The organism is Acinetobacter sp. CY81, from assembly GCF_059515925.1.
Genome location: NZ_JCAKNC010000003.1, coordinates 92,567 through 107,227 on the forward strand (window position 1 = coordinate 92,567; position 14,661 = coordinate 107,227).

The window sequence follows — 14,661 nt, forward strand, 5'->3', positions numbered from 1 at the left end:
ATGAATAAAAATGGCTTTACTCTTATAGAACTTATGATTGTTGTGGTCATAATAGCTGTACTTGCTGCGATTGCTTTGCCTAGTTATCAGGAGTATGTCCTTAGAAATAATGCAAAAAGTGCAGAGGCAAGGATGTTACAGATTGCTCAAAATTTAGAAACCTATAAGTCACGTAACTTTAGTTATAGAAATTATAGTCCTGCGACAGAAACGGTTGGTTCTCCTGTAAAATATAATATTTCGATAGTGGGAACCGCGTCATTAAATGATGATAATCAAATTGTAACGACGAGCTTAGCTTCAGAAGGAGCGGGTTGGGTCATGAAAGCAGTACCTGTGAATACTAAAAATTATACTTATTTAATGAATAGTCAGGGAGTTAAGTGTCGCAACAAGTTGGCTTCAAAAGTAACTTATTTAGATTGCGGAGCGGATAGTGATGGTAAGGAAAGTTGGTAGGTCGGAAGGTTTTACTTTAATTGAACTAATGATAGTGGTTGCTGTTGTTGCAATTATTTCGGCAATTGCATATCCAAGTTATACAAATTATGTGAAACGAACAAAACGCGTTGAAGTTCAGACACATTTAATGCAGCTAGCACAGAATATAGAGAGTTTTAAATTAGCAAATAATAGTTATAAGGGCGTAGATCTTTCTAAATATGGCGGGGGCGAATTTCCAACTCAGGGTAAAGCTAATTATAGTATTGCCCTTACGGATGGTAACGGTGTAGCTTTTAGTGTAGCTGGAGCAGATCCTCAATCATGGTTATTGGTTGTAAGACCATTATTGACCAGTGGGCAAAAGGGTGATGGTGCAATATCTATTCAGTCAAATGGAATTAAGTGTTGGTATAAAGATAATGATAATGCCAAAGTCACAAGTTCGAAAGATAGTGAAAATAAAATAACCCCTCCAGATGATTGTGTTGAGACATGGTAGTCAGAAGGCAAAAAAACGGATATTAAATATCCGTTTTTTATTTGACAAATAAAGTGTAGTTTAAAAAGTAGTCAAATATATTCATTTTAATCAATAGCATTCCTGATTAATTCAATTGGTATTTAATGTTAATTAAATAATTAATTTATAAATAAGTGTGATTTTAATCTTAATTTTTTTTATTTAAAATATCATTCATCTGATTATTAATGTGCTCTATCTATATATTAATTGAACATGAAATCACTTGAATGGTATTGTAACCCCGCCTAAAGGTTCGGGGGAAACTTGTGCGCTTTAAATCTGGATTTACATTGGTTGAACTCATGGTCACGATTGCTGTTCTAGCAATTGTAGCGACTATTTCTGCTCCATCTTTTAGTAATATGATTACTCATCAGAATTTAAAAAAAAGTACCAATGAATTAATTGGTGTTTTAAATCAAGCACGCTCTAAATCCGTATTAGAGCGTCGAAGTATTGAAGTTGAATTAAAAGAAAAAGAAGAAAAAGCGCAACTTATTAATACAGATATTAAAATGCATTGGATGCCGCAGGGTTCAGTTTATTTAGAAGAGAGTTCAACAGCTATTCACTATGGATTAAATGGCGGTATTAATAATGCAACGGGCGATACCATTATAACGTTGTGCAGTCAGTCGAAAGGTAAATCCCAAATCATTAATATTTCAAGAATGGGCAATATCCAACAAGTTACCGAAGGGACATGCAGATGAGAGCACAGCATCGTCAACTTGGGGTTGGTCTCATGGAGGTTTTGGTTGCCTTGCTCATTTTGTCTATCGGAGTGATGGGGTTTATTGCACTTCAGTACCGTGCTGTGGAAGCGACTGCTGAAAGTAGTGCCCGGATTCAAGCAATTAATTTAGCACGTGATTTAGCTGAGAGAATGCGGGTTAATCGTGGTGCTGAAAATGTATATATCGACCAGTTGAATACAGCAAATAATCAAATCAATTCATCAGTAGATTGTTTTGAATCTGATTGCCAGAGTCATCAATTGGCTGATTTCGATGTAGCACAAATTGCACGGAAAGCCAGAACTACAGGAATGACGGTGAATGTTCTTGATTGCCAAGGAAATGCAGATGGACGTCATTGTATTTATGTCGCTTGGGGCGATACAGCTGCCACGGCAGCTGCATCGGAGGCATCGCCTGAAGAAGGGGATTGTACATCTGGCACATCTTATGCGCCGAATTCTACTTGTTTGATCATGGAGGTTTACTAAATGAAAAAACAGGTAGGCTTCACATTGGTCGAGTTGCTCATTGCAATGGCGCTTGGATTAATTATTGCAGCTTCTGCGACCATGCTTTTTTTAACAGGTTTAAAAAGCCAAGCATTACAAACAGGGCAATCGGGTTTGCAAGATGATGCAAACTTCGGGCTCAACTTTATTTTAAAAGATGTGCGACTAAGTAACTTGAATACAGTTCAATCTGGAATTAATGACATAACTGCTTATGGGGGTATGGTTTTTACATCATCAGATAAGGTCGGATTTAATAATTCAAATTTGCCAATGATTGTGGATGAAAATCTTCTTTCACGCAGTGAAGTACAAAATACGTCTAATGCTCATAGTGATGGGAGTGATCAACTAACGATCCAGTTTTTACCACAGTACATTTGGGATGATAAAAAAACAGCAACGACTGCTGATGATCGATGGTATGGCGGTTTTGACTGCGAAGGTAATGCGCTTGAATTCACCCGAGACCAAGGTCGTCAAATGGTTGTGCAACGTTACTTTTTGGCTCTTGATGAAAATATAGGTAATACAGAACCTAATCAGCCTCTGGCTCTTTACTGTGATGCAGGATATTACGCGCTAGAGGGTGATCCAACTTCAATAACCAATTTTGGTGAAGATCCCCAAATTGTTCTCAAACGCGTAGATCATTTTAGGGTCTTGTATAGTATTCAGAATGGCTCTAATCATCGTTATGTTGATGCAAATACTTATCTTCAATTAGATTTACCTAGACCGCGAATTTTATCAGTCCAATTAGGCATTTTGATGCGCTCTCTACAGTCAGTAGGACGTGATAATACATTCTCAGATGAACAAGTTTTCCAAGTACTTGATCAAGCATTACAAATTACAGAACCTGATGAAAATGCTCCTAAGTACGTACGTCAAGTGGTCACTCAAACAATTGCATTAAGAAATACATTTGGGGAGCGTGGGCAATGATGCGCAATCAAAATGGTGCAACTTTAATTGTCGTTCTATTCTTATTGTTGACGATTACAGTTTTAGGAACATTAGCTGTAAGGCAAAGTGTTGTAAGTTTGAATATTGCGACCAATAGTCAAGCACATCAGTTATTGACACAAAACTCTGATGCTGCATTTTTTAATGTTGAAAGAGAAGACAACATTATCCAATCTCTCAGTGCGAGTGGAATGTTCGGATATATCAGTGGCGTCAATGATAAAGAGAAAGAACTCGTCTTTTGTTATCGCGGTGCTGAAAGTCAATTCTTTGATATTAGCCGTGCAAGTATTATTTATTGGAAAGAAGGTGCCTCTGCACCAACAAATAATGAATTTGGAACAACAGGTTATTGTGATGCAGAAGATCAAGATACAAACTTTTTCACCAGTGGTCGCCGTGTTGTCATGACGCAGGTTGCGGTTAAATTTTCAAGTATTTCTGAAAATGATCCTTTTTTTGGTGCCCAATTTGGTACGGATGAACAAATTGTAAAGTTTGACCGTAGTAAGCCTGTGAAAGTATTTGCTGTATCCGTAATGCCAACACTTTCAAGTGTAGATCCTGACGATATCAATGATTGTTTTAGGAATCATATGAGTGATGTGGTGATTCCAGAAGGAACAACTGTAGCTGTTGATGCTGAAAGCCGTAGGTCGGTGACAGAATGTTTAACAGATTTGAATGTACCTTTTACTTCACATGCGACTGAGTATGTGATTGTTCAAGACTTTGTATAGATGTGGGGAAATGAAATGAAAAAACAAACGCTTAATTTTTTAGCTTCATGTCGTTACAAAGTTTTGGTTGCGAGTATTACAGCATGCACTACAACACTAGTAGCAACCAGTGTCAGTCAAGCCAGCGATATTGATATTTATCAAGATGCAAAGTCCGGTGATGTGACGTTGATGTTCTTATTAGATATCTCAAACAGTATGAATAATAACGACACGGGAGTTACAGGTACGCGTACTGATAGACTTAAAACAGCAATGACTGATTTGTTGCAAGGAAATACAGCAAAAGGAATTGCTCGTATTGATGATGATAAAATTATTGGGTTATCGACGCTTGGCTACTTAGTTAATAATACACAGAGTAATAGCAATTTTAGAAACACTGGCGCAGTTAGAATTCCTGCACGTCGTTTGGATGCTGAGGTTGGTAATACCACTCAACGTCAACTGTTAATCAACACGATTAAAAATATGGTGTTTTACACTAACACGCCAACAGCACGTTCTTATGCAGAAACAATTGCCTATTTAATGGGGACGACCACTGCAACACGTAAAATTAATGTAACGAATATGCCCTATTACCGTTCCTATAAATATGATAATTCGGTGAATGGCGGCTCAAAAAAAAATCCCAATTGGATAACAACCACTCATACGGCCATACAAAAATGTATAAGTTGGAATAGTGCATACTCTGATTGTAGTTCAGGGGAGTGGGTTGCGAGCAGTGATTCAATACCTAATGGTAATCATATTCAAATGACAAATTGTGATTTCAGTGTAAGTAACATTGATGAGTATGAAGAGAGGTGCTATAGCTACACAGGTATAATAGAAGCGACTAATTCAAATAGTGGATTTCAGTATTCATGGGACGATACAAAAAATACCACTAAGGATTTATATGTATCACCAGCATCTCTGAGCCAAGACAGTGATATTAAACAATGTAGTGGTCAAGGTGTTTATGTATTAACAGATGGTGAACCTACGGAAGATAGTGGTTCTTTGCCTCTTATGCAAAGTGCTTTAGGTGCGAATGGGCAGGATTTTACTTGTAATGGTAGCACTTGGGGATGTTTGGGGGCACTTAATAGTCGATTAATCACTCCTAGTGGTAATCCACAAGGTTTAAAATTTAAAACTGCTGTAGTTGGATTTGGAAATAGCTTTAATAATGTTGCATCTTATGATCCAACAAAATCACAAGCGGAAAATTTAGCGCCATTTTTAAATACTGATGGAACTAAAAAAACAAACTTAACGGATGTTCAGGAAGCAGCCTATTGGGGTGTAATTGGAGAAGGAGGTTGGTATTCAGGGAATAGTTCGCAAGATGTAGTTGATAGTGTTAATGATTTTATCAGTACTTTATCAAAAGACATTCCATCAGTGACGACGGGCTCTCCAACTGTTCCGCGCGACGCCTTAAATCCTGCGGAGCTACAGAATGACGCTTATTATCAAACATTTCAGCCAACACCAAATACCAATTACCAACTATGGTTAGGAAACCTAAAAAAGTATCAGGTATCAGATGGCGGGAATTTGGTTGGTAGAAATGGTAGCCGTGTTTTTAATACAGATGGTAGTCTACGAGAACCAACTTTAGATGAAAATACAGGAAATATCACTTCAGCAGTTTATGATTTTTGGGCAAAGTCAATTAATACTGATGTTGAAAATGCAGATGAAAACACTTTAGGAAGTCGTAAGTTTTCCGCGAAAGGCGGTGCTTGGTCGCAAATGATCTTAGGTGCTAAAGCTGATAACATAGAGGAGAGATTACTCTTTACCAATCGCAAAGTCTCAGCATCGGACACAACGAATTTTGGAGCTTCAGGTGAGTTACGCCAAGTTCATATTGCCGATTTAGCTGATTCAACTTACAAATTAGACCCAAATCGTGGGTATTTGGTTTCTCTTTTAGGCTACAACATTGATGTAGTTAATCCTCCAACGACTGTAGAAAATTTGATTGCACAACCTGCACTCAGACAGATGGGTGCAGTAATGCATTCTGAGCCAGTGTTGGTTACTAATAAAGGTAGACTGGAATACAATTCAACATCCAAAGTGATGGAATCTAAGGGTAGAGAAGATTACATTTTATTTGGAAGCACTCAAGGATTGCTTCATGTTGTCGATGCTAACACTGGCACCGAAAAGTTTGCTTTTGTACCTAATGAAATGGTTGAAAACCAAAAAGATGCTTTCCGTTTATCCAATGCTACAACAGGTGGAATGCAAAAACTATTCTACGGAATTGATGGTGCATGGTCTCTTTATACCCAATATGTTGTTGATGATGATGCTAATCTGGTAGTAGGTAAGGGGCGAAGTGACAACCAATACGGTATGCAGATTGCCTATGGCGGTTTACGTATGGGGGGGCGCAGTTATTATGCCTTGGATTTGAGTAATATTGATCAACCTGAACTCAAATTTCATATCGATCCTGCATCTCAAAAAGTGTATAGCGAGAACTCATCGAAAACTTTTAGTGAACTGCAACATATGGGGCAAAGTTGGTCGAAGCCATCAATTACATGGATTAATTGGGGTGGAGAGCGCAAACGTGTCATGTTTGTTGGTGGTGGATATGATGCAGGGGGTGACGATGGAGATGCACGTACCAATGGTGTAAAAGGTCTTTACGCAGGCTATGAAAAATCAAATTACAATCAGATCAATAAGAAAGGCGCTGGCGTCTATATGTTTGATGCAGACAATGGTGATTTGCTTTGGTGGACAAGTGACAATGTCACGAAGAGTTCACCTGTAGATACAAAATCCGGTGTGATCGCAACCAAACATACAAATTTAAAATATAGTGTGGTGAGTGAAGTCCGCACAGTAGATCGTGATGGGGATGATCTTGTTGATCATATTTATTTTGGTGATTTAGCGGGTCAATTATTCCGAGTAGATTTTGATAATAAACAAACTCAGTTGGGCGCGATTGTAAAGAATCCAATTCGTCTCTTTGATTCAAGCAATGTGACTTCAGATCGTTCAACTAGCCCGCGTTTTTATGAGATGCCAAGTTTCTCTCTCTATAACCAAGATGGTGAAACATTTGCATTAGTTTCTATTGGAAGTGGTAACCGAAGTGCTCCACTTCAAGACTATACGACAACTCAGCCTAACAATGATTATGACGCGATTTATAATATCTATGACAAAGATGTAGCACGCCGAAATTTATTCACGTCGACCACCCGTAATACAGCGAACTTAACGAAAGTTAATTTAGGTGAGATTACTGATGCTAATCGTTTTGAAAATAAAGATTTAGTTGCAAGCTATAAGGAAAAAGATGGTTGGTATTATCGCTTCCAGAATTGCACGGTTGGTGTTGATGGTACACGATCAAATTGTAGCGATTACAAAAAACAAAGTGAAAAAGTTTTTGGTAAACCTTTAGCGATGAACTACAAGCTTTATGTATCTACTTTTGATTCAAGTAAGCCTGGTATTTCGGGAGACTGTGGTGCAGGGGTGAAAGGAGAAAGTATGATTACAGCCTTTTGTCTACCTTTTGGCCAGTGCGCTGAAAAACTTGATCATGCGCGAAGTGTATTAGGAGTGGGTATCCATACTGTGACTGTTGGTGGTAAGAAAGGCGGTGGGGACGGTGGAGATGACGATGATAAAAAAGATACCGAATGTAAGGATGAGTCGTGTCCTCCACCCCCAGCAGAAGGTGATACGAGTGCTAAAAACTACTGTATCAGTACCAGTGGTCGTATTGCACTCACTGTGACGGGTAGTTTTGGTAATGGTGAGGCGACTGAGATGTGTTTAATTCCTCAGCGTTGGTATGAAAAACTGGGTCGACAAAGTGAGTAATGGAAGTATGAAAAATCAATTTCCATTTCATTCAGGCTTTACACTTATTGAAATGATGATTGTCGTGGTCATTATTTCAATTTTGGCTGCAGTTGCTATCCCTTCGTATCAAGAATATGTGCGCCGTGCAAATGCAAGTCAGGCTCAGGATCAATTGTTGCAAATTTCAGTTGAGTTAAATAAACATAAATCACGTAATTTTAATTATCTGAATTATCAAATTCCTGCTGAACTATCTGTTGCGCCGCGTGGTGCGACAGGTACTGCGATTCAATACAATCTTCGTTTAGCAGCTGGAACAGGTCAGTCTTGGGTACTGATAGCAGAGAGTCAGGATAGTTATAATTATAGTTTTTTAATGTCTCATGCTGGCGTTCGTTGTAAAAACAAAACTTTGAAAAATATTGACGTAGATGAGATCACCTGTGGAGAAGGTCAAATAACATGGTGAAATATTTACGCGGATTCACATTAATTGAATTAATGATTGTAGTTGCATTGATTGCAATTGTTGCTGCGATCGCATATCCGTCTTATCAAGAATCAGTACTTAAGACGAAGCGTACCGAAGCCCAAGCTGAAATGTTGGATGTTGCACAACGTTTACAGCGGTTTAAAATTGCAAATTTTTCTTTTGTTCCAATCGTGGATGATGAAGAAGTTCCAGTGGATTTGGCACAATTACAACATTCTGGAAATATGCCTAATCAAGGACAGCAGTTGTACACACTTGATTTAACAAATGTTACTCCTACATCATGGACGCTTGTTGCTACTCCGATTGCAGGACAGCAAATGGAGCATGATGGTGTGATCTGTCTAAACCATCGCCAACAAAAGTTTTGGTCTAAGGGTGTGACAGCTTGTAGTCTCAGTGCGAACTCAAATTGGACAGGGAAATAATTTAAATTCTAAACTGTGGATAACGCATATTTAATCTTCCCCTTTTTTAGAATTTAAAGTAAAATACTGCCCTCTATGAAAGGGGTTTGAAATGTATCGATGGTCGATACACCGATAATCCGTAAAAACTATAAGGTTCTATCATGGTTGTTATTCGTCTTGCACGCGGTGGTGCTAAAAAACGTCCGTTCTATCAAATCATTGTGACTGATAGCCGTAATGCACGTGACGGTCGTTTCATCGAACGTATTGGTTTCTTCAACCCTACAGCTCAAGGTAAAGCAGAAAAAGTTCGCTTAGATGCTGAACGTTTTGCTCATTGGGTTGCACAAGGTGCTCAACCTTCTGACCGTGTTGCTTCTTTAGCTGCTCAAGCTAAAAAAGCTGTAGCTGCTGCATAATTTTATTAAGTAGTAGGTAGCCCATGACACCAACACAGAATGTTCCCGAAGATCGTATTCAGATTGGACAGTTACGTTCAGCATATGGATTAAATGGGTGGCTCTGGATCTATTCCAATACAGAACCTATGAGCAACATCTTTGATTATCTTCCTTGGTACATTGAGACTAAAGAAGGTTGGCAAAGTGTAGATGTAAAACGTTGGAAACCGCATGGTAAAGGCTTGGTTGTTTCGCTGAAAGGTGTGAGTGATCGCACTGCAGCTGATGGCTTGGTTGGCACTGATGTTTGGATTTCGAAAACGCAACTTCCGAAAGCAGGCATGGATGAGTTTTACTGGTCAGATTTGAAAGGCTTAATCGTATTAGGTCTTGATGACGCTGAACAAGAAGTAAATCTCGGTAAAATCCATGAAATGTTCGAAACAGGTGCTAACGATGTCATGGTGGTTCACGCAACACCAGATAGCGTTGATGCTGAAGAGCGTATGATTCCATGGCATAAAGATGTGGTACAGCGTGTTGATCTTGAAGCTGGTCGTATTTACGTTAATTGGGGCGTAGATTACTAATCCTTTAAGGATTAATGCATTTGGAAAATAGAGGAATCTGCGATGTTTTTTGCAGTGATTACGCTTTTTCCTGAAATGTTTGAAGCGATTACAGCCTATGGTATTAGCGGGCGTGCAGCAAAACGTGATTTGATACAAGTTCATTGTATTAATCCTCGCGATTATGCTGAGGGCAACTACAAAAGAGTGGATGAACGTCCATTTGGTGGTGGTCCAGGTATGGTCATGATGGCGGAGCCTTTGTCTCAAGCAATCAAACATGCCAAAGAGCTTGCAACGCAAGCGGGTGCAGTGAACGTTCCTGTGGTGTATATGTCTCCACAAGGAAAGACCTTAAATGAATCTGCAGTCAAAGAATTTGTCGAATATGATGGATTGATTGTACTGTGTGGACGTTATGAAGGTGTCGATGAACGCTTAATCCAACAATATGTTGATCAGGAATGGTCAATTGGGGATTATGTTTTATCTGGCGGTGAACTCCCTGCGATGGTTTTATTAGACAGTATTATTCGGAGGCTTCCGAATGCAATGTCTGATGAGCAATCACACGTACAAGACTCATTTGTGGATGGTCTTTTAGATTGCCCACAATACACAAAGCCAGATCATTTTGAAGGTTTGAATGTGCCTGAAGTATTAAAATCAGGTCATCATGCAAATATTGAAAAATGGCGGTTTTTGCAACGCTATCAGCGTACACTTGAGCGCCGCCCAGAGTTGGTGGAACAAGTTGAACTGACTAAGCAGCAAAAAAAATGGCTTAAGGATTCGAATATTTAATTTTTAAATGTTCTTTAAATCGGCTTTTTATGCATTGAAGTGGTCAAGCGTAAAGAGAAAGTTAAATGGGTAACATGCGCTTTAGCCTCTATACCCCGCGGACATCAGACCTCTTCTGAGCCGCAATATCGGAGATACCCCATGAGCGGTAAGCATCCTTTAGTTCAAGCAGTTGAAAATGCACAATTAAGAACAGATCTACCTGCGTTTGCACCAGGTGACACTGTTATCGTTTCTGTAAAAGTAAAAGAAGGCGAGCGTGAACGTCTTCAGGCTTTTGAAGGTGTTGTAATTGCGATTAAAAATCGTGGTTTAAACTCTGCGTTTACAGTACGTAAAATTTCTAGCGGTGTTGGTGTTGAACGTGTTTTCCAAACACATTCTCCAATCGTTGCTAAAGTAGAAGTTAAACGTCGTGGTGCTGTTCGCCGTGCGAAACTTTACTACCTACGTGAATTGTCTGGTAAAGCTGCGCGTATCCGCGAAAAATTACCAGCTCGTAAAGTTAAAGCTTCTTAAGTTTAGGCTAAAGTTAAGTTTTATCACGAGTTAAAAAATGCGCCATTTGGCGCATTTTTTTGATTAAAAATTATAAACCTTGATTTTTTAATCGGTTTGCATGTTCACGGTAGACTTGAACTGGATTTGCTGAAAATATACCTCGGAGTCCAAGAAGGTGATTTACTTCATCCATATGGTTCCATTTATGAGTGTCTCGAATCACTTTACCAAATCGAGAAGAGCATCTTCCTGCTATACCATCACCATCACCTGCAATCAGCCCTGATGCAAGCATCCCATAGTCCATTGGATCGAGAAACGTATTAAAAGGTGAATTGCCCATAAATGAATAATAATACGTACCTTTGACTTGTGATGCACCTTCACCACAACTGGTTGTTGGTACACCATTTGGGAATCTTTGATTAAACTCAAGAGACTTTTTGGTTCCTAAAGCTTGTAAGGCACTTTTAGCATCATAAGGAAATACTTTTGAATCGAGCCCAGAAGCATAGGTAATGACTGGGGATACTAGACTGTCAAAGATGGCGCGTGCCGGTGCTTCTAAAATTCCACCAATGAGAACACCTTCTAAAACATCTGCAATTTTTGCACCTTTATTTCCTGAAGCAATCGTTGTAACGGAAGCAATGTGATTTGGCATGACGCCTGCGACATAGCGAACAGTTTGTCCACCATGACTATGTCCAATTAAGTTGACTTTATCTTTACCTGTGATTGCGAGAATTTCCTCGACTTGCATGAGTGCTTGCTCACCGCGCATTTCACTTGAATGCATGGTAGATACACGTGTTTGCCATACATTGGCACCATTGCGCGCTAAATCAGGCAGAATCTGGTAGAAATAATCGATTCCGACCACACTGCCAAAACCAAATAAACCATGTGCGAATACAATGGGATATTGTGTTTTTGCATAGTTGGAGTTGGGTTTAGCCGTAATATTTTGAGCTAAATGGCGTATTTGTGGATAATTTTGATCTAAAGATGAATGCGTTATGGTCATCGTTAAGGTCGTAATTAAGCCACACACCAGTGCTTTTATTTTCATTATCGTTCCTCTTTTTTATTTTGTTTTTGTGATGTATTCCTTCACCGAATTTTAGTATACGTAATTCGTGTATAAAAACTACAACTATTAGACGAAAACAGGCCATTAAGGTTAATTAATATACCGATTATCTTAAATATGAGATATTTTAACCATAAGGTCACCTAATTTAAGTTTCTACTATTTTTAGAGGAATAAAGATAAAATTACTTTTATGGGGTTAAGTTAGAATGATGGATAATTAAAAAATACACCTTAAAATAAATTCTTAAGGTGTATTTATCTTAAAGTTTTACTTTTATATTAGGACTTAGAGTCCTGCTAACTTTAAACGGTTCGCATGTTGTCTATATACTGAAACAGGATCTTGAGAAAATATTCCTCTTATACCAAGTGTCTGATTAATTTCATCTACATGATTCCAGTGGTAATTATCTCGAATGGTTTTGCCAAATTTAGATGAACAAACTGATACGATGCCATCATTTTTACCACTCTTATATACTGAGATTTTATCTAAGGCTGACATTACGTAATCTAATGGGTCTAAAACATTGGTAAATGAGGTATTACCAGTCATGGAGTATAGTTGTATGCCATTTTCTGAGTGTGCTCCATCACCACATGCGGTACTAGGTATCCCAATCGGAAATTTTTGGTTAAATATTGCGGTGCCTTCAATAGATGTTGATTCTCCTGCAGCAAAGGCATTGTGAGGGTAGGTTTTAGGGTCAAGTCCTTGAGCCCAAACAATCACACCGCCGAATGCACTAATTAAAATGTTTAATAACTCAGAGGTTCCCGTTTTTGCAGCAACTTTTAAGACATCGGTTGCAGCAATGGTTCCTCTGTTAGCACCTGCAACTGTTATAACAGATGCAACGTGTTCAGGCATTACACCAGCCGCATAACGAACCGCATTGGCCCCATGACTATGCCCAATTAAATTAAGTTTTTGAGCACCTGAGATTGCCATGACCTCCTCAAGTTGTTGAATATATTGTTCACCACGAACTTCACTCGAATTAAGTGGTGACATGCGTGCTGCCCAAGTGTTGGCACCATTTCGAGTAAGATCAGGCAAAATTTGATACCAGTAATCAATACCTATGGCATCTAATCCAATGCGTGTAAAACCAAACATTCCATGTGCAAAGACAATTGGGTATTTGGTTTTGGCATAAGTTGATTGAATATAATTGGACTGAATTTGCTGTGCTTGAGTGGCATGTGCTGATGGTTGAATCGAAGTGAATGTAGTCATCAGACCGAGAAAGAGTAGTGTTTTTTTGATTGTTTTATCCTTTATAAAAAACTTAAACCATCCGATTGGTCAAAGTAACTTCATAAATTAGGTAAATTAAACAATAAGAACAATGGTTAAAAAATACTCGAAATTAAGGGGTTAAAAGATCTTTTAGGTCAATTTTAGATGGTATCTCATTTTATTTTTTAATAAAACAAAGGTTTAGGTGTATGTGGTTAAAGTGCTAAAAACGATAGCGAAATTTAATGCGATGGCTATTGATCGGAAAATGCCACCTAGAGCGGTGGCATTGATGCATTAACTTTAATTCATACAATTTTTTGAATCATAAACCTTGTTGTTTTAAACGATTGGCATGTTCACGGTAGACTTGAACTGGATCTTGAGAAAATAGACCACGGATACCGAACAATTGATTCACCTCATCGAGATGATTCCAACGGTAATTATCACGAATCGTTTTACCGAATCGAGCGCTACATACTGGAACCAATCCATCATTCGCACCTTCTTTTCCTACAACAAGAGAAGAGACTTTCATGATGTAATCAGAAGCATCTAAGGCGCTGTTAAAAGGTGTATTCCCAGTGAAAGAGTAAAGTTGCATACCATTTTGTTTATATGCACCTTCGCCACACGCTGATGATGGAATACCGACTGGGAAGCGTTGGTTAAAGGCAATTGCACCTGGTGTAGAGAGGCTTCGCGCAGAAGCTAATGAGTCGTGAGGGAATGAATTTGGATTCAACCCTTGTGCCCAAACAATCGCACCTGAGACAAAATTAACGACCGAAGCTAAGGCTAAATCTAAGCCTGTACCTTCAGTTTTTAAAATAAAGTCAGCCATTGGTGAGCCTTTATTCACACCTGCAACCGTCGTCATTGAGGCAACATTGCTTGGAATGATTCCGCCGACATAGCGAATAGAATGAGCACCTTGGCTGTGACCAATTAGATTGACTTTTGGTGCACCTGTAATGGCAAGAATATCCTCAACTTGTTGTAGAAGTTGTTCACCGCGAACATCATTAGAGTTAAAGGGTGACACACGTGTAGCCCAAGTGTTTGCACCATGACGGGCTAAGTCAGGTAGAATTTGATGCCAATAATCTAAACCAAAGCTTTCAGTTCCAATACGAATAAAGCCTGTTAAGCCATGTGCAAAGACAATCGGATATTTCGTCTTGGCATAGCTAGAGCTTACATAATTCGCTTTAACTTGTTGAGCTTGAGTTGATGTATTTGCTTGGGCGATAGGTGTTAATGTTGCTGCAATTAAACCTGCGCATAAAAATCCATATTTCATGTCTTTTCTCACTACTTGTGATTTATTTATTTTTTTAAACACAAAGTGAGTATAGCGTCATGTTTTTTGAATAAAA

Annotated in this window: 16 protein-coding genes; 13 read left to right on the top strand and 3 right to left on the bottom strand. The window is 38.7% G+C overall.

Going from position 1 to position 14,661, the window contains the following annotated elements; all coding sequences use genetic code 11:
- The 13 genes from AC5YDM_RS04900 (at window position 1) to rplS (ending at window position 10,958) form a co-directional block, all read left to right on the top strand.
- The gene (locus AC5YDM_RS04900; RefSeq protein ID WP_496150999.1) at window positions 1-459 is read left to right on the top strand and encodes a type IV pilin protein; all 459 of its coding nucleotides are present in this window, start codon (window positions 1-3) and stop codon (window positions 457-459) included.
- Window positions 440-943: a type IV pilin protein gene (locus AC5YDM_RS04905; RefSeq protein ID WP_496151000.1), complete on the top strand. Its 504-nt coding sequence runs from the start codon at window positions 440-442 to the stop codon at window positions 941-943. Before AC5YDM_RS04900 ends, AC5YDM_RS04905 begins: the two co-directional genes overlap by 20 nt.
- Window positions 944-1,233: 290 nt before the next feature.
- Complete coding sequence (locus tag AC5YDM_RS04910) at window positions 1,234-1,680, top strand: pilus assembly FimT family protein (RefSeq protein ID WP_496151001.1); 447 nt, start codon at window positions 1,234-1,236, stop codon at window positions 1,678-1,680.
- The gene (gene pilV / locus AC5YDM_RS04915; RefSeq protein WP_496151002.1) at window positions 1,677-2,195 is read left to right on the top strand and encodes a type IV pilus modification protein PilV; all 519 of its coding nucleotides are present in this window, start codon (window positions 1,677-1,679) and stop codon (window positions 2,193-2,195) included. The genes AC5YDM_RS04910 and pilV overlap by 4 nt, the downstream gene beginning before the upstream one ends.
- Window positions 2,196-3,164: a PilW family protein gene (locus tag AC5YDM_RS04920; protein ID WP_496151003.1), complete on the top strand. Its 969-nt coding sequence runs from the start codon at window positions 2,196-2,198 to the stop codon at window positions 3,162-3,164.
- Window positions 3,161-3,925 (top strand): pilus assembly PilX family protein, encoded by a 765-nt coding sequence (locus AC5YDM_RS04925; protein ID WP_496151004.1) that lies wholly within the window; start codon window positions 3,161-3,163, stop codon window positions 3,923-3,925. The genes AC5YDM_RS04920 and AC5YDM_RS04925 overlap by 4 nt, the downstream gene beginning before the upstream one ends.
- A 15-nt stretch (window positions 3,926-3,940) precedes the next feature.
- Window positions 3,941-7,780 (top strand): pilus assembly protein PilY, encoded by a 3,840-nt coding sequence (locus AC5YDM_RS04930; protein ID WP_496151005.1) that lies wholly within the window; start codon window positions 3,941-3,943, stop codon window positions 7,778-7,780.
- Window positions 7,781-7,787: 7 nt separating this feature from the next.
- On the top strand, window positions 7,788-8,231 hold the full coding sequence (locus tag AC5YDM_RS04935) for a type IV pilin protein (RefSeq protein ID WP_496151006.1): 444 nt from the start codon (window positions 7,788-7,790) through the stop codon (window positions 8,229-8,231).
- Window positions 8,225-8,683 (top strand): type IV pilin protein, encoded by a 459-nt coding sequence (locus AC5YDM_RS04940; RefSeq protein ID WP_496151007.1) that lies wholly within the window; start codon window positions 8,225-8,227, stop codon window positions 8,681-8,683. Before AC5YDM_RS04935 ends, AC5YDM_RS04940 begins: the two co-directional genes overlap by 7 nt.
- 143 nt (window positions 8,684-8,826) lie before the next feature.
- Window positions 8,827-9,084: a 30S ribosomal protein S16 gene (gene rpsP, locus AC5YDM_RS04945; protein WP_496151008.1), complete on the top strand. Its 258-nt coding sequence runs from the start codon at window positions 8,827-8,829 to the stop codon at window positions 9,082-9,084.
- Between the two features lie 23 nt (window positions 9,085-9,107).
- Window positions 9,108-9,656, top strand: a complete 549-nt coding sequence (rimM, locus tag AC5YDM_RS04950; protein WP_496151009.1) for a ribosome maturation factor RimM — start codon at window positions 9,108-9,110, stop codon at window positions 9,654-9,656.
- Between the two features lie 42 nt (window positions 9,657-9,698).
- Complete coding sequence (gene trmD, locus AC5YDM_RS04955; RefSeq protein WP_496151010.1) at window positions 9,699-10,439, top strand: tRNA (guanosine(37)-N1)-methyltransferase TrmD; 741 nt, start codon at window positions 9,699-9,701, stop codon at window positions 10,437-10,439.
- A gap of 141 nt (window positions 10,440-10,580) precedes the next feature.
- Complete coding sequence (gene rplS / locus AC5YDM_RS04960; RefSeq protein ID WP_496151011.1) at window positions 10,581-10,958, top strand: 50S ribosomal protein L19; 378 nt, start codon at window positions 10,581-10,583, stop codon at window positions 10,956-10,958.
- 70 nt (window positions 10,959-11,028) lie between these two features.
- Here the strand turns inward: rplS and AC5YDM_RS04965 are convergent, their stop codons facing one another.
- The 3 genes from AC5YDM_RS04965 to AC5YDM_RS04975 all read right to left on the bottom strand — a co-directional run bounded on the left by AC5YDM_RS04965 (window position 11,029) and on the right by AC5YDM_RS04975 (window position 14,585).
- Complete coding sequence (locus tag AC5YDM_RS04965; RefSeq protein WP_496151012.1) at window positions 11,029-12,012, bottom strand: lipase family alpha/beta hydrolase; 984 nt, start codon at window positions 12,010-12,012, stop codon at window positions 11,029-11,031.
- Window positions 12,013-12,322: 310 nt separating this feature from the next.
- Window positions 12,323-13,306, bottom strand: coding sequence for a lipase family alpha/beta hydrolase (locus tag AC5YDM_RS04970; RefSeq protein ID WP_496151243.1), 984 nt, complete (start codon window positions 13,304-13,306; stop codon window positions 12,323-12,325).
- A gap of 298 nt (window positions 13,307-13,604) precedes the next feature.
- Window positions 13,605-14,585, bottom strand: coding sequence for a lipase family alpha/beta hydrolase (locus AC5YDM_RS04975; RefSeq protein ID WP_496151013.1), 981 nt, complete (start codon window positions 14,583-14,585; stop codon window positions 13,605-13,607).
- Window positions 14,586-14,661 lie beyond the last annotated feature (76 nt).